24 protein-coding genes are annotated in these 24,847 nt (G+C 39.0%); 10 read left to right on the top strand and 14 right to left on the bottom strand.

All coding sequences use genetic code 11. The features are described from left to right. Positions 1-50: 50 nt before the first annotated feature. Together lon and F3G86_RS08285 are read right to left on the bottom strand one after the other, a co-directional pair. Complete coding sequence (gene lon / locus F3G86_RS08280; protein WP_149723583.1) at positions 51-2,468, bottom strand: endopeptidase La; 2,418 nt, start codon at positions 2,466-2,468, stop codon at positions 51-53. A gap of 8 nt (positions 2,469-2,476) precedes the next feature. Beyond that, positions 2,477-3,124 carry an outer membrane protein assembly factor BamD gene (locus F3G86_RS08285; RefSeq protein WP_009294177.1) on the bottom strand — a complete coding sequence of 216 codons (648 nt, stop codon included), beginning with the start codon at positions 3,122-3,124 and terminating at the stop codon, positions 2,477-2,479. A 112-nt stretch (positions 3,125-3,236) separates the two neighbouring features. Between F3G86_RS08285 and fliW the strand changes: the two genes are divergently transcribed. The 6 genes from fliW (at position 3,237) to hpf (ending at position 10,578) form a co-directional block, all read left to right on the top strand. Next, entirely contained in the window at positions 3,237-3,620 is a 384-nt protein-coding gene (gene fliW / locus F3G86_RS08290) for a flagellar assembly protein FliW (RefSeq protein ID WP_012140104.1), read from the top strand. A 53-nt stretch (positions 3,621-3,673) separates the two neighbouring features. After that, on the top strand, positions 3,674-7,918 hold the full coding sequence (locus tag F3G86_RS08295) for a hypothetical protein (protein ID WP_149723584.1): 4,245 nt from the start codon (positions 3,674-3,676) through the stop codon (positions 7,916-7,918). Beyond that, positions 7,912-8,556: a type II secretion system protein gene (locus tag F3G86_RS08300; protein WP_103645313.1), complete on the top strand. Its 645-nt coding sequence runs from the start codon at positions 7,912-7,914 to the stop codon at positions 8,554-8,556. The genes F3G86_RS08295 and F3G86_RS08300 overlap by 7 nt, the downstream gene beginning before the upstream one ends. After that, a complete protein-coding gene (locus F3G86_RS08305) occupies positions 8,553-9,530 on the top strand; it encodes a prepilin-type N-terminal cleavage/methylation domain-containing protein (protein WP_149723585.1) in 978 nt (325 codons plus the stop codon). The genes F3G86_RS08300 and F3G86_RS08305 overlap by 4 nt, the downstream gene beginning before the upstream one ends. After that, complete coding sequence (locus F3G86_RS08310) at positions 9,527-9,970, top strand: type II secretion system protein (protein WP_188116448.1); 444 nt, start codon at positions 9,527-9,529, stop codon at positions 9,968-9,970. The genes F3G86_RS08305 and F3G86_RS08310 overlap by 4 nt, the downstream gene beginning before the upstream one ends. Positions 9,971-10,050: 80 nt before the next feature. After that, positions 10,051-10,578, top strand: coding sequence for a ribosome hibernation-promoting factor, HPF/YfiA family (gene hpf / locus F3G86_RS08315; protein ID WP_149723586.1), 528 nt, complete (start codon positions 10,051-10,053; stop codon positions 10,576-10,578). Positions 10,579-11,004: 426 nt separating this feature from the next. Here the strand turns inward: hpf and rpsR are convergent, their stop codons facing one another. From rpsR to F3G86_RS08345, 6 genes are all read right to left on the bottom strand, one after another. After that, entirely contained in the window at positions 11,005-11,265 is a 261-nt protein-coding gene (gene rpsR, locus F3G86_RS08320) for a 30S ribosomal protein S18 (protein WP_021089765.1), read from the bottom strand. 16 nt (positions 11,266-11,281) lie between these two features. After that, positions 11,282-11,809, bottom strand: a complete 528-nt coding sequence (locus F3G86_RS08325) for a single-stranded DNA-binding protein (RefSeq protein WP_021087759.1) — start codon at positions 11,807-11,809, stop codon at positions 11,282-11,284. Between the two features lie 13 nt (positions 11,810-11,822). Further along, the gene (rpsF, locus tag F3G86_RS08330; RefSeq protein WP_103573239.1) at positions 11,823-12,242 is read right to left on the bottom strand and encodes a 30S ribosomal protein S6; all 420 of its coding nucleotides are present in this window, start codon (positions 12,240-12,242) and stop codon (positions 11,823-11,825) included. Between the two features lie 77 nt (positions 12,243-12,319). After that, positions 12,320-13,318 (bottom strand): DNA polymerase III subunit delta, encoded by a 999-nt coding sequence (gene holA / locus F3G86_RS08335; protein ID WP_148785078.1) that lies wholly within the window; start codon positions 13,316-13,318, stop codon positions 12,320-12,322. Beyond that, a complete protein-coding gene (locus tag F3G86_RS08340) occupies positions 13,311-15,230 on the bottom strand; it encodes an RNB domain-containing ribonuclease (RefSeq protein WP_149723587.1) in 1,920 nt (639 codons plus the stop codon). The genes holA and F3G86_RS08340 overlap by 8 nt, the downstream gene beginning before the upstream one ends. Then, entirely contained in the window at positions 15,227-16,045 is an 819-nt protein-coding gene (locus F3G86_RS08345) for an HDOD domain-containing protein (RefSeq protein WP_103567760.1), read from the bottom strand. The genes F3G86_RS08340 and F3G86_RS08345 overlap by 4 nt, the downstream gene beginning before the upstream one ends. Positions 16,046-16,192: 147 nt before the next feature. Here F3G86_RS08345 and ilvC point away from each other — a divergent pair, with 147 nt between their 5' ends. Genes ilvC through ruvX form a run of 4 tightly spaced genes read left to right on the top strand, consistent with a single transcriptional unit; the run spans position 16,193 to position 19,814 of the window. Beyond that, positions 16,193-17,215, top strand: coding sequence for a ketol-acid reductoisomerase (gene ilvC, locus F3G86_RS08350; RefSeq protein WP_149723588.1), 1,023 nt, complete (start codon positions 16,193-16,195; stop codon positions 17,213-17,215). A gap of 3 nt (positions 17,216-17,218) precedes the next feature. Continuing rightward, complete coding sequence (locus F3G86_RS08355) at positions 17,219-18,667, top strand: divergent polysaccharide deacetylase family protein (protein WP_149723589.1); 1,449 nt, start codon at positions 17,219-17,221, stop codon at positions 18,665-18,667. Beyond that, the gene (locus tag F3G86_RS08360; RefSeq protein ID WP_149723590.1) at positions 18,664-19,434 is read left to right on the top strand and encodes a DNA-processing protein DprA; all 771 of its coding nucleotides are present in this window, start codon (positions 18,664-18,666) and stop codon (positions 19,432-19,434) included. Before F3G86_RS08355 ends, F3G86_RS08360 begins: the two co-directional genes overlap by 4 nt. Next, a complete protein-coding gene (ruvX, locus tag F3G86_RS08365; protein WP_004317765.1) occupies positions 19,431-19,814 on the top strand; it encodes a Holliday junction resolvase RuvX in 384 nt (127 codons plus the stop codon). Before F3G86_RS08360 ends, ruvX begins: the two co-directional genes overlap by 4 nt. On the opposite strand, the gene F3G86_RS08370 is transcribed toward ruvX, so the two are convergent. The 6 genes from F3G86_RS08370 to F3G86_RS08400 form a co-directional block, all read right to left on the bottom strand. Continuing rightward, positions 19,809-20,603 (bottom strand): hypothetical protein, encoded by a 795-nt coding sequence (locus F3G86_RS08370; protein ID WP_149723591.1) that lies wholly within the window; start codon positions 20,601-20,603, stop codon positions 19,809-19,811. The genes ruvX and F3G86_RS08370 overlap by 6 nt on opposite strands. After that, positions 20,600-21,622, bottom strand: a complete 1,023-nt coding sequence (gene queA / locus F3G86_RS08375; protein WP_149723629.1) for a tRNA preQ1(34) S-adenosylmethionine ribosyltransferase-isomerase QueA — start codon at positions 21,620-21,622, stop codon at positions 20,600-20,602. The genes F3G86_RS08370 and queA overlap by 4 nt, the downstream gene beginning before the upstream one ends. Beyond that, positions 21,615-22,358, bottom strand: coding sequence for a twin-arginine translocase subunit TatC (gene tatC / locus F3G86_RS08380; RefSeq protein ID WP_149723592.1), 744 nt, complete (start codon positions 22,356-22,358; stop codon positions 21,615-21,617). The genes queA and tatC overlap by 8 nt, the downstream gene beginning before the upstream one ends. Next, entirely contained in the window at positions 22,358-22,756 is a 399-nt protein-coding gene (gene tatB, locus F3G86_RS08385; protein ID WP_012140063.1) for a Sec-independent protein translocase protein TatB, read from the bottom strand. The genes tatC and tatB overlap by 1 nt, the downstream gene beginning before the upstream one ends. A 67-nt stretch (positions 22,757-22,823) precedes the next feature. Beyond that, complete coding sequence (hemW, locus tag F3G86_RS08395; RefSeq protein WP_149723593.1) at positions 22,824-23,870, bottom strand: radical SAM family heme chaperone HemW; 1,047 nt, start codon at positions 23,868-23,870, stop codon at positions 22,824-22,826. Positions 23,871-23,925: 55 nt separating this feature from the next. Then, on the bottom strand, positions 23,926-24,810 hold the full coding sequence (locus tag F3G86_RS08400) for a helix-turn-helix domain-containing protein (RefSeq protein WP_149723594.1): 885 nt from the start codon (positions 24,808-24,810) through the stop codon (positions 23,926-23,928). Between the last annotated feature and the right edge of the window lie 37 nt (positions 24,811-24,847).

Consider the following 24,847-nt stretch of genomic DNA (forward strand, 5'->3'; position numbering starts at 1 on the left):
TTATAATTTTTTCTAGCCCCGAGTGAGAGAAAATGGGGCTAGAGTAGGGATTATTTTTTAGCTACAAGAGCGTTTTTTAGCACATCATCGATCGTATCTACGGCGATGATTTTCATGTCAGCTTTTACTTCTGCTGGGATATCAACAAGGTCGCGATCATAGTTTTTACGAGGTATCAGAGCTGTTTTGATGCCAGCTTTGTGAGCGGCGATGAGCTTCTCTTTTAGCCCTCCGATAGGTAGCACTCTGCCACTTAGCGTGATCTCGCCAGTCATCGCCACATCGTGTCTTACTTTTGTATCAGTAAGTATCGATGCGATCGCAGTTGTCATCGTGATGCCAGCGCTTGGGCCGTCTTTTGGCACCGCGCCCTCTGGTACGTGCAAGTGAAGATCGTAGCGTCTATAAACATCGCTGGCTTCTAGCTTGTGCTTGTCATCGTCAAATTTTGGTACGATAGCCATCGGCACTTTTAGCTTTTTGTTATCGATCAGCACTTTTACGACGCTAAATGCGATCTGAGCGCTCTCTTTCATCACGTCGCCTAGCTGGCCAGTGATCTGCATATTGCCTTTGCCTTGGATCCTGATAGCCTCGATCCTTAGCACGTCACCACCGACACTCGTCCACGCAAGGCCATTTACTAAGCCGATCTGGTCTTTTTTGTCCGCTGGCTCGATCTCATAGACCTTTTTCTCTAAAAACTCTTTTAAATTTTTAGCCGTGACACTGATCTTGCCTTCGTTCTTTTTGGTAAGGATATTTTTGGCGACTTTTCTTAGTATGTCAGCGATCCTACGGCGTAAATTTCGCACGCCACTCTCTCTTGTGTAGTCGCTAATTATTAGCTCAAGTGCCTCTTTGCTGATGCTTACATCACTTGGTTTTAGACCGTGCTTTTTAAGCTCTTGGGGCAAGAGATATTTTTTAGCGATCTCAAATTTCTCTTGTGGGGTGTATGAGCTAAGCTCGATAAACTCCATCCTGTCTCGAAGTGCAGCTGGTATCATGCTCACGTCATTTGCTGTGGCTATGAAGATGATCTTGCTAAGATCGATGTTAAAATTTAGATAGTAGTCTCTAAATTTGTTGTTTTGCTCTGGGTCTAAAATTTCAAGTAAAACAGCGGTCGGATCGCCTCTGTAGCTTCTGCCAACCTTGTCGATCTCATCTAGTACAACCACTGGGTTCATCTGCTTGGCTTCTATGAGCCCTTGCACGATGCGACCTGGCATAGCGCCTATATAGGTGCGACGGTGGCCTCTTAGTTCGTTTACATCCTCAAGTCCGCCAAGTGCGATCCTAACTAGCTCACGCTTTAGCGCCTTTGCGATCGAGTTTGCAAGGCTGGTTTTACCCACACCTGGAGGGCCTGCAAAGCATAAAATGGCGCCATTATTTACCTTCTCACCAACTCCTCTAAGCTCCAAAAGCTCACGCAATGCAAAATATTCCTCTATGCGCTCTTTTGGCTTCTCTAAGCTGTAGTGGTCAGCATTTAGGTGCTTGCTCACCTCGGTGATAGATGACTTTTTCTTAGCTACATTCTCAAATGGAATTTCAAGTACCCAGTCAAGGTAGCTTTGCAAAGTGTTCGCGTCGGCTGAGTCTGGGTGCATGCGAGAGAGCTTGTCTATTTGTTTTTTGATCTCTTTGTAGGCATCCTCAGCCATAAATTTCTTCTTCGCATCAAGCTTTTTGCGGTACTCTTCAAGCTCCTCTTCACGGCTCGTATCCGCTCCAAGCTCAGCTTGAATTTGCTTTAGCTGCTCTTTTAAAAAGTACTCTTTGTTTGTCTTGTCGATCTTTGAATGGACCTTGTTTTTGATCTCTTTTTGAAGCTTGTTTGCCTCGATCTCTTCGATGACGTAGTCGATGAGCTTTAGCAGGCGCTGCTCTAAATTTTCTTCGACAAAAAAGCTATAAGCGATCTGTTTTTTTAGGCGAAGTGCGCTTGAGACTAGGTCGCAAACTCTGATCGCCTCAGCGCTCTCTTCGATCGTTTTTAAAAGATCAGGTGGGAAAAAGTGGCTAAACTGCGAAAGCTCTCTTACTTTTTCTCTTAAAACTACTATAAGAGCGTCAGTTTTGACCTGCGATGGGCGCTTTACGTGGAGCATATCGACGATGCCACGGAGTGGGTTTATGCCTGATTGTTTTAAAATTTTACCTTTGTCGATGCCCTGAAATAGCACTTTTACGCGTCCGTCAGGTAGAGGCACACGGCGCATTATTGTGCCGATCACGCCTGCGTCATAGATGCCGTCAAAGTCTCTAGCGCCGTCTTGCTGGGGCTTTGTAGGCACGACAAGGATCGGCGTCTCTCCTTGTATGGCAAGCTCAAGCGCTTTTAAATTTTCTTCGTCGCTTAAAAAAAGCGGTGTTATCATAAATGGATATAAAAATAGCTCGTCCTCAACTATGATAGGGATCTCAGTTGGGAAGCTTTTGTTTTCGTTTATTTGCAAAATTTCTCCTATTCAAACAGTTTTCTATACCATGCCACGTCAGGTTTGATAAGGTCTGAGTTTTTAAACGGCGACTCTTCTAGCTTTTGCTCGTAAATTTTAGCCGAAACGTCACGGCCAGTTCTCTTGTAAAGATCTGCTATTTGCATATCTAAGAAGTAAAGCGCTAATTTAAATTTGATAAGCATAGTCTCTATAAGTGGCTTATACTCGGTATTTGGATACATATAAAGAAATTTCTCGATCTCGGTTACGCTATCTTCCATGAGCTTTTGGTTGCGGTTTGGCTGGGTAAATGAGTCAAAATTTGCTTTTATCTTTAGGTACTGGGCAAATTCTGTTTTTGGACCATTATCGCCGTATCTTTTGATGTATTCATCAAGATAGTGATTTGCCATGAGATACTCTTCGTCATTTGCGTGAGCTTGGGCAAGGATGAGTAAAATTTGCTCCAAAAGTGGGCTTGCAACGTGCTCGCTAGCCATTGAAACGTAGTGTTTATCAGCTGACTCCAGATCGCCATCTTTGATATCAGCGATGACCTGAGCGTACCACTCGTCTGGAGTTAGATTGTAAAGTTCGGTGTATTTTTCAGCACAACCACTAAAAAGCCCTAAAAGAGCTACGACTGCTAGAAATTTAGAAAATCTTTTCATGCTTTTCCTTAAAAATTTTAAATTCGCTTATTTTACATTTTTTGGCATTATTTTTGTATAAATTTTTTAAAACTATGCTAAAATAAGGCAATTTTACAAAACAGGAGTTAGTATGATTTTTAGTGTTAAAAGCCCTATTTTAGGCTTCGAGCATATCAAGACGATGGAACTTATTGAGCTCGATAAATTTTTTGTTAAGTTAGCAAGTAAAGATGACGAAACATCTTTTACAATGATAAATCCTTTCGCGTTAAGAAGTTATGAATTTGACATCCCAAGCTACTACGAAGAGCTTATGGATATCAAAGAGAGTTCGCAACTTAGAATTTACAACATCATCGTAGTTGCCCTTCCACTTGAGAAATCAACCGTGAATTTCGTGGCTCCTATCGTTTGCAATATGGACAATATGACTTTATCTCAAGTAGTGCTTGACGTTACAAAATATCCACAATACGGACAAGCTGAAATGATAGAAAATTTCATACAAAAATAACAAACAAGGACGTTTAGAGCTCTTAGCTCTAATTACATTAAGGAGATTGTAATTTGAAAATTCTTTTTTTATTCCTATTTTCTTTTATCTATGTTTTTAGTGATGTTGATCCTGATGATCTAGAGTTGCCAAGCACCGTTAGAGCTTGTACTACTGCTGAACAAGCAGCTTGTGGTGCAGGCATTGTTTGCAGGATCGACTATGACAACATTAGACACTGTGTAGGCGCTAGTCAGGATACCGGAGCTGTTTATCCAGAAACTCCAAATGTAGTAAATGGTAGAGTAGTAAGCCTAAGTGGATATAGGGATGTGAGTTACTATAAAAATTTAAACGATAGTAGCCAAATGAAAAAAAGAGATAAATTTATAAGGGTTATCGGCGACATGGATGTTATCGGTGCTAGTGTCATCGTGCCAAGGGTAAATGGCTTTAAGTTTGAACCATCGCTAAGTGGCACAACAGATGATCCTAGTGCAAACACTTCTCAAATAATAGAAAAAAGATATGTTAACGAAGAGCCAGGTCTTGGCACTAGTAAATTTCCAAATTCATCTCGTGCAACTTTTAAATTTGAAGATAAAAGTGAATATGAACGAAAAAATATAGATAAGACAAAGATTAAATACGCCAGACTTTACTGGGGTGGAGCAGTTTATGATGAGTGGAAAAAAGATAAAGGACTGCTAAATGCTATGTATGAAAATATCTTTGGCTATACTAGTGTTAAATTTAAAACCCCTGATGGATTAGTGCATCTTGTAAAGGCTAAAGAAGAAGATGTAAAATGGGATAGCTCTTTTACGCCTTATAATCCAAATGCTGTAACACGCGATACATATTATAAATACTGCAAAGATCCAAACGACCCTGATGATACTGGCGGTTGTGATACAAAATATACTATACCACTTCACCCTGACAAAGATGGTAATGCTGCAAAATCAACTGTTGGTATAAGAAGTGGTATGTACTTTACTTATCAGGCGAGCGCTGATGTGACTGATCTAGTTAAGGCTAGTCTTGGTAAGAGTGATACGGGTAGGACATTTGCAGTTGGCGGTATAGCATCAACTATCAAAAAGACTACTCCAAGAAGCTATAAAGTCACGATAGATGCACAAGAGCAAGATGCAAAGGTAGCTCATGGTACAGCTTTGTACGCTGATGGGGACTGGAGTATTAGCTATGTTGTCTCACAGTATGGCGGCTGGAGTTTGGTTATAGTTTATGACTTTGGTGAAGAGGATGAAGGTAAGATCAAACCAAAAGCTGTAAACATCTATAGCGGCATGTCAGATATCTCACCCCTTGTTAAAAGAAAAAAGACAATATCAACTCAAACTACACAAAATACAAAACTAAATTTAACATTTGATGACTTTTATACTCCGACTGCAGGCACTGTAAATTCAAGTCTTGCTTTTATGGGCTTTGGTGGACGTAAGGAGATAACAGGCGAAGATGTGATGATAAAGAAGAATGATGGAACTTTTCAAAGCCTCACTTCAGGAACCAATCCATCTGATCCAAACTCGGTAGGCAATCCAAGCCATAATCAATTTAACTCTTCTATCACAAGGTTTGGCTATCTGGCTAATGTTGATAAAAAATTTAATAGCCAAATGGATCTAGATCTCTTTGATATATCAAATTTTATGTCAAATAAACAAAGCAGAGTTGATATGCAGTTTGAAGCAACCGCTTCAAATATATCTGGAAATACTCAAGGCGATAGGTTAAATATCGGTATGGTTGCTTTTTCTACTGCACTATATGATCCTGAGGTTTGTTATACAGAGGAGCTTCAGATATGGGATAGTGTTGCAAATAAATGGGTAGATGTTGCTGTTAAAGGAGATAATAATCCAAATAAAATAAGAAAAGTAAAAACTGGAACTGAACTTAAAACGCTTGTAACCATACAAAATAAAGGTCACGAAGATGCAAATAATGCTTTTTTAAAGATAAATTTTGATCCTAAATTTATAAGCTATAAGCCTAGTTCAAGTTGCCTTCAGATAAATACATCTGGACCAAGTGATTCTCAATATGGAAACTGTCAAGTATTGCAAGATAGTGGGGATCGTGTTCAAATCATAGGTAATACATTAAAATACGTAATAGGTAAAAATGCAAGTACCGGAGTTGGTGGAACGCTTACGCATGATTCAGGAAATTTTGCAAGATTAAAATTTGTTGGGGTACTAAATTCAGAATATAAAAAGACAAAATATGAGGCTGAATTTGAAAATGCTGCTATAGGGTTAAAATATAATGGCAGGATTAAAGAGTGTGTGCCAACGAATTACGACTTAAAGATCGTTAATGAAGAGGAAAATGATTTTTATCCAAGAAGTCAAGCAAATGATCCAAGTGGGAATTTTAAAAACAAGCTTTATACAAAGATAGCAAACAAGCCTTTTGATATCACTATCTCAAACTATAAAAAGACTGATGGTACTCTAAAGGCACCTGACTCAAATACTGATGTGACATTAAAACTAGTGACTGATTGTGGTTCTGATAAATCAGTCATACCAGCTGAGACTTTGCACTTTACTACTTCAACTCACACTATCACAAGAAGAGTGATCGTGCCAAGACCATATCCTGACTTACACGTTAAGCTTAGTTATCAAAATAAAATCACAAATTTAACCGATGAAAAATGTGCTGCTTTTGATAGTTTTGCAGTAAGGCCAGCGACATTTGGTCTTTATGATGCGATTACAAATTCAGCCTATACGGACAAAACTTTAATAGGTGGCAAAAGCTACAGTGAGATCACTCTTGGAGCTTATGACGCAAATGGGGGCTTGGCAAACGGCTATACAAACACCTTAAAAGCTGATAGCACAACTGATAAAGTACTACTTGCTTCAGTAAAAAAAGGAACAAGTGATTGCATCTTGCCAACAGCTATAAGTGATGGAAGTAGCGATCAGCTTCAAGTAAGTTTTAATGATCCTGATAAAGCTATAGGGATTATAAGCAAGCTTGGATCTACAAGCGATGATGATAGTGGATTTTCTTTTTCTGATATAGGTGAAGCCTACTTTGATGTAAGGGATGCTAGCTATACAAAGGTAGATCAAAAAGCAACACAGCAAGACAGTGACTGCGCACTTGGCAAGAGTTATAATGAAGAGGATGGGGATGGTAAATTTGGTTGTGATATAAATTTTAATCAGCATAAATTTAATTTTGCGCCAAAGGATCTTGAGGTAAGCGACTTTAAGATATTAGGGGGTGGTGTTAGTTATATTGCAAACGAAAAAGAAGCCCCATCGCCAACTTTAAGTTTTAAAGTAAGAGCAAGACTTTTTAATGACAATCCAGCACTTCTTTACCAAAATGGTTGCTATGCAAACAATACAACATTTAAAATAAAAGCCGGAGAGATCATAGCTGAATATACTGATAATAGTGGCTCAAAGTTAAGCAGTGATGCTGCTGGGGTAGACAAGCTAAATAGTGAAATAATATTTTTTGATGATAGCAATCCTGCCGCACTTGTAAAAAAGGTAAATTTATCTCCACATGATGGAGCTTATAGTGTTAAGAAAGAGGCATTTGGAAGTGACGGCTATGCTGATGTAAGTCTAAAATTTAACTTCGCGCGCGAAAAAAACGTAGCCAAAAATCCTTTTGAGGTGACAAGCGATATATTCACTTTTGAAAGCTTGGCTGAGGAACAAAGTAGTAGAAATAAAACAAAGGGAGATAACTACAAAAAGCCAACCACAAAAACATCGGCAAAATTTTACTACGCTAGGACATACGCACCTTACTATGAGGGGCCAAACACTGGCTTTAAGGCAAAAATTTACTACGGAGTGTATTGTAATGGTTGCGACGAGAGTAAATTTATGTTGCAAAAACTAGGATCAAGCGCTCGCTGGGAGGAGTTTGCGGGTACGCACTCATGGTATGTAAATCCTCTGCACGATGCTAGTTATGGCAATGTAGATAGTTACAGCTTTTCAAATCACACTACACGAGATACAGCCAAAGAGACAGCACTTAGTGACGGCATCAGCTATATTTATGTAAAAAATGACCGAGCAGTTACAGATATAGCCAAGATGCATACGAAAAACTGGCTCATATATAATGAATTTGATAAAGATGCGGCGACAAATGATTTCACAGTGAGATTTCTCGTGCCAAATGGCGACTGGGCTGGCAAGACCCTAAAAAGTGGCTCTAGTAAAGGTGACGTAGGAAATGTCATAGGCGGCGAAAATAACTTTAATGATCTAAGCGATAAGACAAATAGGAGAATTTCTTGGTAAAAAGAGGCTTTTCTCTTATAGAGCTTATCCTCTCGATAGTCGTTGTGGCGATCATCAGCACGTCGATACCGCTTGTACTAAAGACCACATCTGAGCTAAATCAAAAGGCAGTTACACAAGAGAGCTTGATGAATGCTAAGACCTACATGGGGCTTATCTTGAAAGCTCCTTTTAGCGACAAGGTCATCAAGGTCTCGACAAACATCGGCGGCAGTAGCGCTGAGACAGCCTACTTTTTTCCTATCATCTTAAAACCAGGTGATAAAAGAAGCGAATTTTATAAGATAAATAAAATAACAGGCGACGGGCATAGAGTTTTTGCCTATACAAACACATCAGATCTAGCGCGCGATACGGCAGTGAGGTCTGTGGATTATTACAAAACAAGAAATAAAAATTTAAACACAGCTAATCAAAACAGAGACTACATAGTTGGCTCAGACTATAATGTAATTGTGAATGAGAGCAATGGCTGGTTTAAGCCAAATTTAGGGCTAGACAACAGCGACGTAAAAGAGATAGTAGTAACTGCAACTTCATACAAAAATGATACAAAACAAAAGACAACGTCGGTGCTAAGAGCTTACGCTTTTAACCTAGGTGAGGGCGGCTCGCTAAATACGAAAGTGTGGAAATGAAAAGAGCCTTTACTCTCCTTGAGCTTGTAGTCGTCATCGTCGTACTTGGTATCATCGCTATGATGAGCTTTAATGCCATAATGAACATCTACTCAAACTACTTTCAAACAAGGACAGTAAATGAGCTCGAAACGCAAACAGAGATCGCACTGGAGCAAATTTCAAAGAGGCTAGAGCACCGCATAAAGCCAAGTGTGATCGCTAGAAAAACTGATGGAGATTTTTTGGCACTAAACGATAGCGGGGTTACGCTGGCACAAGACTATGAAATTTTAGAATTTATACCTTATGCGTATGAAATTTTTAATGACGTTATATCTCTTGATGCTAATGACCATGTCATAGAGCAGGACGGAAAGGCAGGCAGATATAGTGGCTATGCGGATCTTGCTAAGAGCTCACCAGCAACTGGTCTAATAAGTCCTGGAAGCAATTTCACTACTGGAGTGGTCGAGACCATAAAAGATCTAACTTGCAAAGATGACACAAGAAATAGTAAATGCGTGGATTTTAAAAATAAAGATGGTGGCGTTGTAGCGATATTTTCTGATGTTTATTACAATGTGCAAAGTTCTTTTGGCTATAGCAACGGAACTGTGCCTGTCAGTCTAGACATAGCAAAAGTTGGTGTAAAAGGCGGTCAAAGTGGGTTAAACGGCGATACGCTAGAAATTTCGGGTTTTGGTGGCAAGCAAATTTCAGAGCAGTATCATCTAGCCTACACAGCAAATGCCATAGTACCAGAGCAGAGCCAGAGCCAAGCAGATAAAGATAATGGTGTATTTGATCTAAATTTATATTACAACTACAAGCCATGGATGGGGCAGGGCTATAAAACCGGCGAAAAGGCAACTCTTGTTAAAAATGTGACGAGATTTGTCTTTACTGAAAAAAACGGCGTCATCGTGCTAAAACTTTGCATGAGGGCAAAAAACTCAGAGATAACTATCTGTAAATCAAAGGCGGTTTATTGATGAGACGAGGATTTACACTCATTGCGGCGATATTTTTTGTGGTAATCGCAAGCTCTATTTGCATGCTAGCCCTTTCGATCGCTACAACGTCAGTGAAGCAAAATAGTGAAATTTATCTAAGAGAGCAAAGCGAGCTTGTGGCTCGTGCGGCGACAGAATACGCCATGCTAGCTATCATAAGCAATGACTTTTATAAAACTGGAGCAGTTTGCCTTGGCGACGAGCATAATCCAATAGCTGGTGAATTTGGCGATCTCTTTACTTTTAAAGTATATGTAAAATACTTTGGCGATATGGGCAATGCTTGCAAAAACAAAGATGCTGTAATAGTAAAAGGAACAAATCAAGGCACGATAATGCTCGATGTCTTTGTCAGCTCAAAACCAGGAAAAGCCTCAAATCCTATAAATTTTCACAAACGAACTCTTCAGAAACTTTAAAATTTTATAAAGATTTTACTTTAATTTGCTTTTAGTTTCGCCGTGTTATAATCATCATACTTTCTATAAAGGAGATTGCGATGAACATAAGCATTGTAGGAAAACAATTTGAGCTAACAGAGCCCATCAAAAACTATATCCAAGACGCTTTTGACACCCTTGGCAAGTACAACCTTGACATCATCTCAGCAAGATGCGTAGTAGGAGCAGACGAAAAGCAAGGCAAAAAGGGCTTTAATGCAGAATTTTCTCTAAATATGGCACATAAAGACACGATAGTCGTTCGCCAAAAGGACAAAGATCTCTATGCGGCGATAGATATTGCTATCGAAAAGGCTTCAAAAGTTTTAAGAAGAGAGCATGATAAGAAATTTACTGTAAAAGGCAAGGCTGATGATAAAGATTTTCGCTCGAGAATAGGCGAAGAAAAGATCGAAGGTGTCGAGGAGATCGTGCCAATGGAGCTTGAAATTTACAAACCGCTCGAGATCGAAGAGGCACTTGATAAACTAAAATCAAGCGATAAGCAATTTTACGTATTTAACGACGTCGATGCCAAAATGCGTGTCATCTACAAAAGAACAGACGGAACTTTCGGTCTTTACTAAAACTAGGGGGCAGCTTTGCCCCTAAATTTATTACCCACTTTTAACTCTTGTTTTAAATTTCAAATTTTATTTTGTATTGTGCAGCGGAAATTTCATGGACAAGCTCTAAATTTAACTTGCAAATAATATAAAACTGCATAGCCAAATTTAAATCCTTCGTGGAGTATTTTGTTGTTTAGAAGTGGCGTATAAATTTAAGAATTTAGCGAGTGAAATTTGTAAAAAAGTTTTCCAAAACTTGATAAAAATTTAAGATGCAAATTTAAAAACCAGACAACATCTAAATAAATTTGGCTAGCTTGGTGATTTTAAAATGTTTATAAATTTAAGATTTTGATGAGCAAATTTTATAAAAACTTAGAAATAGTAAAAATTAAGAGTTAAATTTAAAAGATTTTAGCCCAAGATAGGGCTAAAATTTATGGATTATAGACCTTCAAAAGGGTTTGTAGCTACGTCTTTGCGATCAACTATGTAAGGTATGATAGCTGCATGGCGAGCTCTCTTAATCGCTTTTTCTACCATCTCTTGGTATCTTTTTGATGTGCCAGTTAGGCGTCTTGGCATGATTTTAAATCTCTCTGACAAGCAATACTTCAAAAGTGAAGTATCTTTGTAGTCTATAAAATCAATTTTTGCTTCTGTAAATTTGCAATATTTGCGTGAATATTTTCTTTTTTCTGCCATTTTTTATCCTTTAAAATTAAAACGGTATTTCTTCATTGTTGAAACTATCAGCATCAACGTCTATATCAGGAACTTCTGAATAACTCTCTTGCTTTCTTTGCGGCGCAGCTTGTGGTCTAGCTTCTTGTTGGCGGTTATATTGGTTATTTTGATATCCGCCTTGCTGTCCGTAGCCACCGCTATTTTGGCTATTCATAGAGTATCCGCCTTGTTGCGTTTGGTTATTTGAGCCAAGCATTTCCATGCTCTCAACGGCGATAGAGTGTTTTGAGCGATTTTGTCCGTTATTGTCGGTCCACTGATCAAATTTAAGTCTTCCTTCGATAAGCAGCTTCGATCCCTTGTTGAGATATTGGTTTGCTATCTCTGCACTCTTGCCAAAAAATGATATATCAATAAAGCAAGTCTCATCTCTTCTTTCCCCATTTGAGGTGATTTTGCGTGTCACAGCTATACTAGAATTTCCTATGGCAACGCCGCTAGTAGTATATCTAAGCTCTATATCTCTGGTTAAATTTCCAACTAATACTACTTTATTGAACATTTTTTATCCTTGATTATTCTTCTGTAAATGTTTGCTCGTCTACTTTTTCAGCTCTTGGCTCACGTGGTGCTCTTGGCTCGCGAGTCTCTTTTTTTATAGTTTGCTTGATACCTTTGCAAAGTCTTTCCCAAGCTGCGATTTCGCGTTTGTTTTCATATTTAACGCTTAAAAATCTTATGATATCTTCTGTGATCCTTACGTTTCTTGTAAGCTCTGCAAGAAGTGCTGGTGGAGCTTTGTAGTAGATAACAAAATATGTTCCACGCTCATATTTTTTGATGGCATAAGCTAGTTTTCTAGTACCCATCTCAACGACAGTAGCGATCTCACCGCCGTTTTTTGTTATGACTTCTTTTACGAAATCAACCTTAGCTTTAACTTCCTCTTCCGTCAATGTCGGCTTAAGAATAAATAAAAGCTCATAATGTTTCATTTTTTCTCCTTATGGATATTTAGCTCACTTTGTGAGCAAGGATTTTGCGTTAAGCAAGGGTGGATTTTAGCTTAAATTTACTTAATATTTGCTGTTGATATTAGGTGTTGGAGGTTTAAAATGGTCGATAAAACGAAAATTTCTTTATCCATTTTTGTATTTGTTTTTAGCTCTAGCTCGACTAAATTTAGCGTTTTAAATATCTCTAAATAGGCATTTAAACTTAGCTTTAAGCTATTTGCTTTTAGTAAATTTGCCACATTTACTGGTGGCTGATAACCGATCGCTTCATCTAAATTTAAGCGGCCATTTATCTTGATGTAAGAGTAAATTTTAAATAGCCTAAAAAATGCTTTGTAGAGCGAGTTTAGAAGTAAAATTTCATTAAAATTTGGATCTTCTAGATAGGTAAAAAAGTCGCTTTTTATATCTTTTAGAGCCATAAATTTATTGAAAAAATCATCAAAATTTATCCCGCCAAGTCCAAAAACCAGCCTTTTTACATCGTCTTGTTCGATGTGGGTGTTTAGGCTCTTTAGTTTTGTAAGTTCGCTTGCTGCAAGGTATAAATTTTCATTATGCGTAAAATAAAGCTCATAAAGCGCGTTTTTGGTTATATTTAGGCCTATTTTGGCTGAGTTTTTGGCTAGTAAATTTATCGCCTCATCTGGAGTTGAGGGCTTGAAAAATCTAGCAAAATTTGTTCCAAAAGCCTTTTGCGTATCAAAAACTAGCTTCATATCGGCCTCGTAAAGCTCAAATAAAAAGTAGTTGTCCTTGCTCTTTGAGCAAAGCGAGATGAGCTCTTTTAGCTCTTTTGCCGGGATCTTTTTGTCGCTTTTTACATAGAGGATATTTTTGCCGCCAAAGAGCGACTGCTCGCTTAGGTGAGAGCTTGCTTGCGCGTAGTTATACTCGTCAAAATAAAGGCTTAATAAATTTGCATCTTCGCTTGCATAAAAGCTCAAAATTTCCTTGCCAAAAAGCTCGATCTGAAACTCGTCTGCCCCAAAAAGCAAGAAGTAGTTGCTTAAATTTGCATTTGCTAAATTTAGCTCCAAATCTTTTCTATACATCGATCTTTCTTACCACTTTTGCAAAAATTTTAGCGCTCGCGATGTCGGCCTCTGTGATCTTTACGACAAGCTTTTGAAGTAAATTTGCGCTGTATCCAGTGATGAAAATCCTAGCGCCAACAAAATGATCATCAAGCTTGGCAACCAAAACACTTTGGTTTTCACTCACGTAGCAACGCACCTCTTTGCCGATGTTTGCGGCTGCCCAGCGTGCAAATTTCCTATCCATAAAGTCGTAGGCTACCTTGTCGGCCTCTCTTTCAAGCTCGCTTAAGGTTGCGCATGTGCTTTGGATGTTTAAAAGTAAGAAGTTGTAAAGCTTCTCGTCTTTTGAAATTTTAGCCTTTAAAAGTCTGTGCAAAATAAGGTCAGAATAGCGTCTAATAGGGCTTGTAAAGTGTGTGTATCTATCAAATCCAAGCCCAAAGTGGCCTAAATTTTCACTTGAATATTCAGCCTTTTTTTGTGACTTGATGATGAGCTTGTCTATCTCTTCGCGGTTGCCCATCTCATCGGCCTTTGCTTGGATCTTTCTTATTAAATTTGCAAGGTCGCTCTCGTAGGTAAAGTCAAGTCCTAAAAGTTGCAGGTCCTCAAGCAAGGTATCTATCTTTTTAAAATCAGGCGAAGCGTGGTTTCTAAAAACGCCCTTTGTGATGAGCTTTGCAGCAGCCTTGTTTGCTAAAAGCATGCAGTCCTCTACTAGTCTATGCGAGTCAGAGTCGCTTTCAAACCTAGTTTGTGAAATTTGCCCCTCATCATCAAGGCTCATTCTAAGCTCTTTTGTCCTAAAGTCAAATGCGTGCAAAAGCCTTTTTTTGCGAAGCTTTGTGGTGAGTTTAAAAAGTGGCTTGACCCATGAAATTTCACACTCTCTTTTGCCCTCTAAAATTTCATCGATCTCATCGTAGTTAAAGCGCCTTTTTGAAAGGATGATCGCCTCAAAAAGCTCCTCTTTTTTTACCTCGTTGTTTGCATCGAGTGAAATTTTAAAACAAAATGCAAGGCGCGGCACGTCTGGCTTTAGTGAGCAGATATTTTCACTTAGCGCGCGCGGCAACATCGGCACTGAGATGTGCGGAAAGTAGATAGAAAAGCCTCTTTTTTTAGCCTCGCTATCAATGGCACTATATGCGGTCACATACTCGCTTACATCGGCGATTGCGACGTAAATTTCGCGCTTTTTCTCATCAAAATATATGGCATCGTCAAAGTCTTTGGCATCGACTGGGTCGATCGTGCAAAAGTCTAAATTTCTTAGATCGACCCTGTTTGGATACATGCTAGCATCGACTTCATCGCCAAATGCCTTTGCTTCAAGCTCGCAAGCCTCGCTAAATTTATCGTTTTTATTATAAATAGCGAGCGAAATTTTCTCGTCGCTTAGCGGATCTTCTAAATTTCCTAAAACCTCGACTATTTCGTTATTTAGGTTGTTTATCTTTAGCAGCGTCCCAAGCGGGAGTATCTTTAGGCTTTTTTGAGTTGCCTTTAGGGTTGTGCTTAGCCCAGTTTTTAAATTTACCCCTAAAATGGCCGCCCCAAAGCGTTTTGTATAGACCACGCTTGTCTCATTTGCAAGCTTTAGGCTCATCACTATTTTAGCGCTTTGGCGTTTTTTCTTAAGCGGCAAAAGCTTTGCTAGCACGATATCGCCAAGGTGAGAGTTGTTTAAATTTTTATTTTCTACGATGATATCTTGCTTGAAGCGCTTGTCAAATGGCATGATAAAGCCAGTTGCGTTTTGGCTGATGTCTAGCTTGCCGCAGACATAGCCGTTGTTTAGGTAAAATTTATCTTTATGGGAACTTACGGCACCAAGATTTAGGAGATTACGTAAGACCTCTTTATCTTCGTTTGATATCTCTTTTTCTTTGATGCCAACTAGAAGTGATGTTAAAAATTCTTTCACAAATTGTCTTTGACTTTGCTAACAGCCATTAAAAATGTATCTCTCTCAAAGCCATATTCATTTATAAGAAGTGTTGCATTATTTACGCTTACATCGTCAAGCTGGTTAAAGATATTAACCGCTGTTTTTACTACCTTTAGAGCCCTTGCATACTCTTTTATGTGGTCAGGTGCCTCTTCAGGAGTGTTTGAGTAGAGGATAGAATTTCCAAGCTCGATCTCTAAATTCCACTGCTCAAAAATTTGAGCTGTAACCTCTTCGTTTGTGATGTCTAAAATTTCAGACTCTAAAAGCGCAAGGTCATAAGTAGATGAAATTTGTTTTAACTTTGTTTTAAACTCAGCAACTTGATTATTTTCTGTGAGCTCATGTGCTAAAACGATCTTGCCAACTTCAAGCATAAATGAAGCAGGAGAGAGAATTTCTAGATTTTTAGGTTTTATCTTAGAGTACCAGTGATACATCAAAGCATTTTGCATGATTGAGATATTTAAAAAATCTTGTGCGGTAATGTCATACGGCTCTAAATTTATAGAAAAGGTCTTTTTAATAGCACTTGATAGCGCAAAACCGCGGATAGTAGCCATACCAAAAAGTGAAATGGCTCTTGCGATAGTTGTGATCTCTTGAGAAAATCCGTAAAGTGGTGAGTTTGCTGAACGCAAGATATTTGCTGTTAGCATAGGGTCTTTTTCGACCACTTTTGTGAGGTCATTTATCGAGCTATTTTCGTCAGCATGTAGGCGCTGGATCTGTATGACAGTGTCGTCTAGTGGCGGAAGCGCTTTGATTTTTTTAAAAATTGATTCATTCATGTAAAGTGACTCTTTTGGTTAAAAATTTTGTCACATTATAGCAAAAAGCTGCAGCATAAAACTTAAAGATACTTTTTTGCTCTTTTTCAGCAACGTTTTTGTTGCTAAAATGTATAATTTCGCCAAATTTTAACAATAGGAGAAACAATGGCTATAAATGTTTATTATGATAAAGACTGTGATTTAAGCCTTATTCAGAGTAGAAAAGTAGCAATCATTGGCTTTGGCTCACAAGGTCACGCACACGCTGAAAATTTAAGAGATAATGGTGTAAGCGTCGTAATCGGTCTTGCAAAAGGTGGCAAAAGCTGGGCAAAAGCTGAGGCAAAGGGCTTTGAAGTAAAAACTGTAAGTGAAGCTACAAAAGGCGCTGATGTAGTTATGATCCTAATACCGGACGAGCTTCAAGCTGAAATTTATAAAAATGAGATCGAGCCAAATTTAAAAGATCACGCTGCTATCGCATTTGGACATGGTTTTAACGTTCATTTTGGACAGATCAAAGCTCCAGCAAACATAGACGTCATCATGATCGCTCCAAAAGCTCCAGGACACACAGTTAGAAGTGAATTTTTAAGGGGCGGCGGTATACCTGATCTTATCGCTGTTGAGCAAAATGCAAGTGGAAAGGCTAAAGAGATCGCTCTAAGCTATGCTTGCGGCATAGGTGGCGGTAGAACTGGCATCATTGAGACAACATTTAAAGATGAAACTGAAACAGATTTATTTGGTGAGCAAGCTGTGCTTTGCGGTGGTCTTTGCGCGCTTGTAAATGCTGGCTTTGATACACTTGTAGAGGCTGGATATGAGCCTGAGATGGCGTATTTTGAGTGCTTGCACGAGCTAAAACTAATTGTTGATCTAATGTATCAAGGTGGCATGGCTGATATGCGCTACTCTATCTCAAACACAGCTGAATACGGCGACTACGTAAGCGGTGTAAGAGTAGTTGGCGAAGAGAGCAGAAAAGCTATGAAAGAAGTTTTAAAAGAAATTCAAAATGGTAAATTTGCAAAAGACTTCATCCTAGAGAGAAAAGCAGGATATGTTAGAATGAACGCTGAGCGCGGTATAGCTGAGAGAAGCTTGCTAAATAAAACTGGCAAAAAACTTCGCGCAATGATGCCTTGGATAACTAACGGCAAACTTATAGATCAAAGCAAAAACTAAGCCTTGAGCGAAAAAAAGACTACAAAGAAGCGTCCTGCGAAAAAGAGTGCAGGTCGCTCTCATAATAAAATTTTACTTGGTATTGGCGTCATCGCTGCTATTTTGATAGTAGCACTCATCGCAGCTCTTAGTATCAAAAACAAAGATGTTGAGCAGATAAGTAAAGTAAATGAGCCAAAGATCGAGAAGCAAATTTTAAAAAAAGCTGAGCAAAAAGTTGCTAGCAAAGATAAAAAACAAGAGTATGAGAAGAGAAAATACCCTCTAAAATTTGATGAAGATGAAAATTTAAGTAAAATTTTTACCGATCCTAAACACAAAAGCGAACTTGCTCTAAAGCCAAAAACTGAGCCAAAAGAGCAAAAAAAGATAACTCCTGAGATAAAACCTGAAGTAAAAGTAGAAGCTAAAAAAGAAGAGCCAAAAAAAGAGCAAAACGATACTAAAAATTTGCTTGCAAATTTATATAAAAATATGCAAAGTAGCGTAGATACAAGCTCTGAAGCAAAGAGTGAAGAAAAGCCTGAGCAAAAGGTCGAGCAAATAATCGAGCCATTTTACGCAGGCAAAAATGAAGTAAAAGCAGATGCAAAAACAGAGCAAAACAAAAGCGCTGAAGCAAATTTAAGCATAAAAGAAAATTTAAAGCATAGTGAAATTTTAAAGCCAGAACCTACTAAAAAAAGTGAGGTTGAGCCTGGCAAAAAAGATAAGAAGCAAATTTACAGCGAAAAACCGCAAAAAGAGAGTGCGAAAAAAGATGACTTTGCGGTTGTGCCATTTACTCCAAATAGTAGCGTAAAAGGGCGTGCTAAGCTAGTGCTAATAATCGATGATGTGGCGACATTTGAGCATGCTAGCATGATAAAGTCGCTTGGTCTAAAGATAACGCCGTCCATTTTTCCAGCGACAAAAACTCATCCAGATACGCCAAATATCGCTAGGTCATTTGAGTTTTATATGATACATCTGCCGATGCAGGCAAAGCACTTTGATAGTCCAGAGATAGGCACGCTCACGGTAAATGAGAGCTTTGAGAGCATGCATGAAAAGATAAAAAAGATACGCAAAGACTTCCCTCGCGCAAAATATACAAATAACCACACAGGATCACGATTTACAAGTGATTATGACGCGATGGACAAGGCTTATAGAGCGCTGATAGAGCAGGGCTTTATCTTTGTTGATAGTAAGACGATCGCTCAAACAGCCGTGGCAAGGGCTGCTAAAAAGTACAACCAGCCTTACATTTCAAGAGATATATTTTTAGATGATGATCCATCGGCTAGTGCGGTTAGGCGAGAGCTTATAGCTGCTGTAAATTTAGCCAAAAAAAGGGGCTACGCGATCGCTATCGGACATCCAAAGAAAAACACGATCGCAGTGATAAAAGCTAGCAAAAACAATATCTTAAAAGATGTAGAAGTTGTTTATCTAAAAGATATTTTATGAAGCTTGAAACCATCCCAGAGGCACTAAATAGGCTAAAAAATCCCCCGAAAGAGCTAAATTTTATAGGCGACACCTCGCTTCTTAGCATGCCAAAAGTCGCAGTCGTTGGCTCAAGAAAGGCAAGCGTTTATACAAAAGAGTGTGTCACGGCACTTTGCGTAGCGCTAAAAAGCGCAAATGTCTGCGTGGTGAGCGGTGGGGCTATCGGCGTGGATATCACGGCGCACAAGGCTGCCATGCCACTAACTATCGGTGTTTTTGCAAATGGACTTGACATCATCTATCCAGCTCAAAATAGGGCGTCGATAAAAGAAATTTACGAAAAAGGCTTGGCTCTAAGCGAGTATGACGAGGGCGAGCCGCCGATTGCGTATAGGTTTTTAGAGCGAAACCGCATAGTTGTGGGGCTTGCGCAAGCTCTGGTTGTCGCTCAGGCTGATCTAAGAAGCGGCTCGATGCAAAGTGCAAGGCTTGCAAATGAGCTTAAAATCCCTCTCTTTGTCCTACCTCAACGCATAAATGAGAGCAATGGGACAAATGCCTTGCTAGCCAGCAAAAAGGCCGAGCTTATCGATGATTACGTTAAATTTGCTTCGCTTTTTGGCGAGGTAAAAGAGCAAGAAAAAACAAGCGATGAGATCTTGAAATTTTGCAAAAACGGAGTTAGCCTTGATGAAGCATTGTCTAAATTTGGTGAGATCATCTACGAGTACGAGCTTGATGGGCTAGTTGAAATTTCAAATTTAAGAGTAAAAAGCGCGCTATGAGAGAGAAATTTATGGCGATCGATGTTGGATTAAAGCGCATAGGGCTTGCTTTTGGCTTTGGCGAGGTCGTGACGCCCCTTGAGCCAGTTCTCAGAAAAAACAGAAACCAAGCCGCAAGAGATGTGAGCCAAAAAGTAAATGAATACGCTCCAAACACGCTAGTGGTGGGCGTTCCGATCGGTGGTAGCAGCGAAGATGAGATGAGAAGGCGCATAGAGCACTTTGTTTCGCTTCTTGACGTGCAGGCTAATATCGTCTATCAAGACGAGGCCTTTAGCAGCAGCGAGGCAAGTGAAATTTACACAAACACAAAGCGAGATGGCAGGCTTGATAGCGTCTCAGCCACCATCATCTTAAAGAGATACCTAAAAATTTTATAAATTCCTAGCCACTATCCCTAAAGTCTCGTGCAAACTATCGCTAGTAAATGGCTGTCTAAGCGTAGTCATCTTCTCGCTTTTGATGCTTTTGGCTTCATCCTTGCTGATGATGACGATGTAGAAATTCTTAAGCTTTTGATAAGTTAGCATCTCATCAAGCCTTGCTTTATCGCCTAGATACTCCTTTTGCACGAAGATAATGTCTGGCTTAAAAATAGCATCTTTTATGTGTAAATTTAAACTCTCAAAGCTCTTTTGTTTGCTAAGCTTCAGCCCAGTAAAGCTTAGCTCATGACTTAGCGTTAAAAATAAATTTTCATCATCGCAAGCTATTATCGCATTTTTGCCTAGAAGGCTGGCTATCTCGACGCTTTGCCTTTTAAATGTCCCGCTTTTTGGTAGTGGCACGCTTATGCTTATATTAAAGCCGTCCTCTGCTTTGCTCATCTTGGCATTTAGCTCTTTTAGTAACTCGCCAGCTTCTTTTACTAGCTTCTCATTTGGCTTTTGCGGGCATGAAGTACATCTTATATGTATGTCAAAATGCACCAAACTTAGGCTATAGCTTACTAGAGTAAAGGAGATTAGCAGTTTTGAGTTGCTAACGCTATTTAGGTAAAATTTGCTTAAATTTTTGATCGCGCCTATTAGCTTGTGTGCTTCAAAGCTTAGATAGCGTGGGTAGTTTGGATTGTAGTTAAAGACGATGGCGTTATCTCTAGTGGTTGCGTCTTTAAAAAGTGCCTCCAAAAATAGCTCCATCTGCGCGATAAAATCGACATTTTTCATATCACAAGCATCCCATCGCCATATGAGTAAAATCTATACTTTTCGCTAACCGCCGTTTCGTAAATCCTCATCGTCTCCTCAAGCCCTATGAAGCTAGTAACTAGCATTATCAGCGTTGATTTTGGTAGGTGAAAATTTGTTAAAAGGTAGTTTTGTCTGATAGGCTTATTGTTTAGATTTAAAAATAGCTTGCAAAAGCCACTTGGCTGCTTGCTTCTAGCAAATTCTTCAACGCATCTAGTAACTGTCGTGCCAACGCCAAGGATGGGCTTATTTGAGCTTATGATCTCTTGAGCTTTTTCGCTTAGCTCGTAAAATTCTGAGTGCATCTTGTGGTCGTTTATGTTTTGGCACTCCACGCCTTTAAATGTCCCAGCGCCCACGTGAAGCGTGATGTAGGCGACCTCGTGTTTTGCCTTTATTCTCTCTAGCATCTGCTCGCTAAAGTGCAGACTAGCTGTCGGAGCTGCCACTGCGCCGCTATTTTTGGCAAAAATGCTTTGATACCAGCTCTCATCGTCCTTTGTGTCGGCTCTTTTTATGTATGGCGGAAGCGGAACATGACCGATCTTTTCAAGCTCGCTAAAAAGTCGCGCCGTATCTAAAATAACGCCATTTTTGGTAAAATTTACCACCCTTGAGCCATCATCGTTTAGCTCAAGCACATTTACCTTTATATCATCAGCGAAATTTAAAACGCTACCAACGCCTACTCTGCCTCTTATATAGACGCTAAATTTATTATCGCCAAGTGGTTGATTTAGCATCACTTCGCAGGCTCCACCACTTTGCTTGTGCCCTAAAATGCGGGCCTTAACTACCTTTGTATTGTTAAAAATGACTGCCGCGTCCTCTGGGATGAGACTGGTTAGATCTTTAAATTTATAGTGTTTTATCTCTTTTGTTTTTTTAAGATAAACAAGCAGTCTTGCCTCTTCTTTGGGCAAAACTGGCTCTTTTGCGATGAGCTCACTAGGCAGAAAATAATCATAACTTGAGATATCGTTTATATCACTCATCATCTGCGTCGCTATCTTGCTCATCGTCGTCGCTTTTGCCGGCTCTTTTGGCGACTATTATTGAAATTCCATAAAGTCCAATGAGTGGCAGTGCCATTAAAATTTGGCTTATAACATCTGGCGGTGTGACAATGGCTGCGAAGATGAAGATGACGACTACTGCGTATCTAAAGTAATCTTTTAACATCTTGTCATCGACAAGTCCTATCTTTGCTAAGAAAAATGTAATGACTGGTAGCTCAAATGAAATTCCAAAGCCGATCAGCAGTTTTGTAAAAAAGCCAACGTATTCGCCGATGCTTGGAAGTGCTGTAAAGAGCTGACCGCCAAAATTTACCAAAAATGTAAAGCCAAGCGGGATGACCACGTAGTAGCAAAATGCCGCCCCACACGCAAACATAAATGAAGCAGAGAGGACAAACGGGATCACATATTTTTTTTCATTGTCATAAAGTCCAGGTGCGACAAATAGCCAAAACTGCCAAAAAATGATAGGCAAAGCAAGCACCAAGCCAGCAAAAAATGCGACCTTCATCGCAGTGAAAAATGGCTCTTGAATCTGTGTAAAGATGATGTTTGAGCCAGCTGGCAAGACCTGCTTTAGCGGCTCGCTCATCCATGCAAGTATCGGATTCCAAAGTGTAAAACAGATGCCAAAACAGACAAAAACGCTTACTATGCTTATAAAAAGCCTCTTTCTAAGTTCGATCAAATGGGGTCTTAGCTCTTCAAACATCACGCCTCTTTTTTATCGTTTAAGATCGCATCTTTAACTAAATTTGTTGGATTTTGTATATTTTCTACCGTTTTTTTGGTGTCGCTTACGACGTTTTGTATGCTCTCAGTGACGTCGCTTGCACTTTTTTTGATCTCATCAAGCTCTTCAAATGTGAGCTTTTTACGCACGCTTTGCGCACTTTGAGTTATGCTCTCTTTGTATTTTTGAGCGTCTTCTTTGAGCTCGGCTATCTTCATCTCTTGATCAAAAGTTGATTTTGCGTCGTTTATACCTTTTTTAAACATCTTTAGAAATTTAGCGATCTGCACCATAGCGCTTGGCAGCTTGTCAGGGCCCAAAACTAGCACAGCGATCACGGCGATGACCAAGATCTCAGAAAAACTCATTCCAAACATTTTTGCCTCTGTTAAATTTTATTTAAGCTTTGTATTTTATCTTGACTTTGCTCAAATTTTGATAAATTTAGCCCTCGATAAAGAGTGCGATCTCGTCGCTTAGTAAGAAATTTGGGTTGTAAAATTTGCCCTCTTTAAAGAGCAGTTTTTCATTTTCTACAAGTAAATTTGCCCTTTTTTTCTGAGCTTCATTTAAGCGCCCAGCTTCCACGCCTACGATGCTTCTAAGCCCTAAAAATATATGCTCTCTTGCTAGCTCGCTTTGGCTTAAAATTTCTCTTTCTCTATGCGTTGGCTGCGTGATATAGGCGTCTATGCTACTTTTGGCGTAGTATCTGGTGGCGTCCTTAAAGCCCACGCTAAAAGCCCCAATGCCAAGGTAGTTTTTGCCTTGCCAGTAGCCAAGATTGTGCTTGCAAATTTCTCCGAAATTTGAAATTTCATACTGCCTAAAACCAGCTCTTTGGGTTTGCTCTATCATAAATTTAGCCAAAGTGTCGCTATCTTTTTTATAGCTTTTTTTGCCAGCAAACGGGGTGTTTTCTTCAAGTGTGAGCGAGTAGGCGCTTAGATGCGTGATCGCAAGGCTTTTTAAATTTTCAACCTCAGCTAAAAGGCGCTTTTTAGTATCAAATTTAGTGTCATATATGAGGTCTAAATTTATGCTCTTAAAGCCAGCTGCATGGGCATTTTCAACTGCTTTAAAAATTTGCTCCCTGCTGTGGATGCGCCCTAGAAATTTAAGCTTATCTTCAAAAAAGCTTTGCGCGCCAAAGCTGATGCGGTTTGCGCCTAAATTTTTTATATGCTTTAGCCAGGTTAAATTTGCAGAATTTGGATTTGCTTCAAGCGTTATCTCAGTTTTAGGCGTGCAAAGTGGAGCTAAAATGCTAAAAATTTCATCATAAAGCTTAGCATTTACCGCACTTGGTGTGCCGCCGCCAAAAAATATGGTTGAAATTTCTTTTACATTTTGGCTTTTTAGCTGGAAATTTAGATCAAGGCAAAGCGCTTTAAAATAGGCGCTAACCTTGCTAAATTCGTCATCGCTTGAGCCAAAGGCGCAGTAAGGACACTTGCTCTCGCAAAATGGCACGTGGATATAAACTTGCAAATTTCTCTCTTTTTCAAATTTTGGCGATTATAAGAAATTTGGCATTTAGCGTAGTTTAAAAGTAGCTTTTTTGCCTTATTAGCTCGCTTGGTAAAAAGCCAAAAGTGCCTTTAAAAATTTTTGCAAAATGCGCTGCATTTGTGTAGCCAACGATGTTGGCAGCCTCTTTTATGCTGATATCATTTTGCTTTAAAAGGGCAAATGCCAGCTTTAGTCGCTCTTTTGCTAAAAGCTGATAGATCGTATCTTTGAAAAAGAGTTTAAAATTTTTCTTAAGCCAAAAGTCATTAGTGCCGCAAAGATGCGCTAGCTCTTTGATGCTTGGGGGATTTTGCATGCGAGTAAGTAAGATTTTCTTAGCCTTTAAAAGCACTTTTTCTTCGTCGCTACTAAAATAAATTTTCTCATCTTTTAAAGCTTTGCTCTTGTAGATAAGCTCTAAAATTTTTGACTCTATAAAGATCTCTCTCATCATGCCATCATATAAATTTGTCGTCTCAAGCTCGTTTAAAACGCAAATTTGATCCTTATCTTTTTTGTATTTTATAAGATCGAATTTCTCTTCAAACCTAAGCTCACTAAAAATTTCAAGCTTATTTGCGTAGTGCTCTTCAAAAAGCAAGGTTTTGGTTTTATAAAATTTATTTTGATATTCAAAAACACCTTTTAAGCTATCATTTACCAGTCCTATGCAAAACTCATCCCTGCTTAAAAGATACTCTTTTTTATCAAGCTTGAAGCAAAGATTATCTTTTGCTTCGTTAAACATCAAAAATAGATATTTTTTATCTCCCTCGCTCTCTCTTTTTATGATATCGTTGCATAAAATCTCGCTTTTTAGGTAGCTGATGCCATTATTTTGTTTAAAAAATTCTACATTTATCCGCTTGTTACTTTGTGAGATTTTACTTATGCCATATCTTTTATCTAAATTTATCATTTTATCCCTTGAGCGTTAAATTTAATCCCTTTAGCGT

This window comes from Campylobacter concisus (genome assembly GCF_902460595.1).
GTDB classification, from domain to species: domain Bacteria; phylum Campylobacterota; class Campylobacteria; order Campylobacterales; family Campylobacteraceae; genus Campylobacter_A; species Campylobacter_A concisus_BL.

Coding starts and splice junctions, on each gene's coding strand:
- F3G86_RS08285 (WP_009294177.1), bottom strand. CDS start 3,124: ATGAAAAGATTTTCTAAATTTCTAGCAGTCGTAGCTCTTTTAGGGCTT.
- fliW (WP_012140104.1), top strand. CDS start 3,237: ATGATTTTTAGTGTTAAAAGCCCTATTTTAGGCTTCGAGCATATCAAG.
- F3G86_RS08305 (WP_149723585.1), top strand. CDS start 8,553: ATGAAAAGAGCCTTTACTCTCCTTGAGCTTGTAGTCGTCATCGTCGTA.
- hpf (WP_149723586.1), top strand. CDS start 10,051: ATGAACATAAGCATTGTAGGAAAACAATTTGAGCTAACAGAGCCCATC.
- rpsR (WP_021089765.1), bottom strand. CDS start 11,265: ATGGCAGAAAAAAGAAAATATTCACGCAAATATTGCAAATTTACAGAA.
- F3G86_RS08325 (WP_021087759.1), bottom strand. CDS start 11,809: ATGTTCAATAAAGTAGTATTAGTTGGAAATTTAACCAGAGATATAGAG.
- rpsF (WP_103573239.1), bottom strand. CDS start 12,242: ATGAAACATTATGAGCTTTTATTTATTCTTAAGCCGACATTGACGGAA.
- holA (WP_148785078.1), bottom strand. CDS start 13,318: ATGTATAGAAAAGATTTGGAGCTAAATTTAGCAAATGCAAATTTAAGC.
- F3G86_RS08345 (WP_103567760.1), bottom strand. CDS start 16,045: ATGAATGAATCAATTTTTAAAAAAATCAAAGCGCTTCCGCCACTAGAC.
- ilvC (WP_149723588.1), top strand. CDS start 16,193: ATGGCTATAAATGTTTATTATGATAAAGACTGTGATTTAAGCCTTATT.
- F3G86_RS08360 (WP_149723590.1), top strand. CDS start 18,664: ATGAAGCTTGAAACCATCCCAGAGGCACTAAATAGGCTAAAAAATCCC.
- ruvX (WP_004317765.1), top strand. CDS start 19,431: ATGAGAGAGAAATTTATGGCGATCGATGTTGGATTAAAGCGCATAGGG.
- F3G86_RS08370 (WP_149723591.1), bottom strand. CDS start 20,603: ATGAAAAATGTCGATTTTATCGCGCAGATGGAGCTATTTTTGGAGGCA.
- queA (WP_149723629.1), bottom strand. CDS start 21,622: ATGAGTGATATAAACGATATCTCAAGTTATGATTATTTTCTGCCTAGT.
- tatC (WP_149723592.1), bottom strand. CDS start 22,358: ATGTTTGAAGAGCTAAGACCCCATTTGATCGAACTTAGAAAGAGGCTT.
- tatB (WP_012140063.1), bottom strand. CDS start 22,756: ATGTTTGGAATGAGTTTTTCTGAGATCTTGGTCATCGCCGTGATCGCT.
- F3G86_RS08400 (WP_149723594.1), bottom strand. CDS start 24,810: ATGATAAATTTAGATAAAAGATATGGCATAAGTAAAATCTCACAAAGT.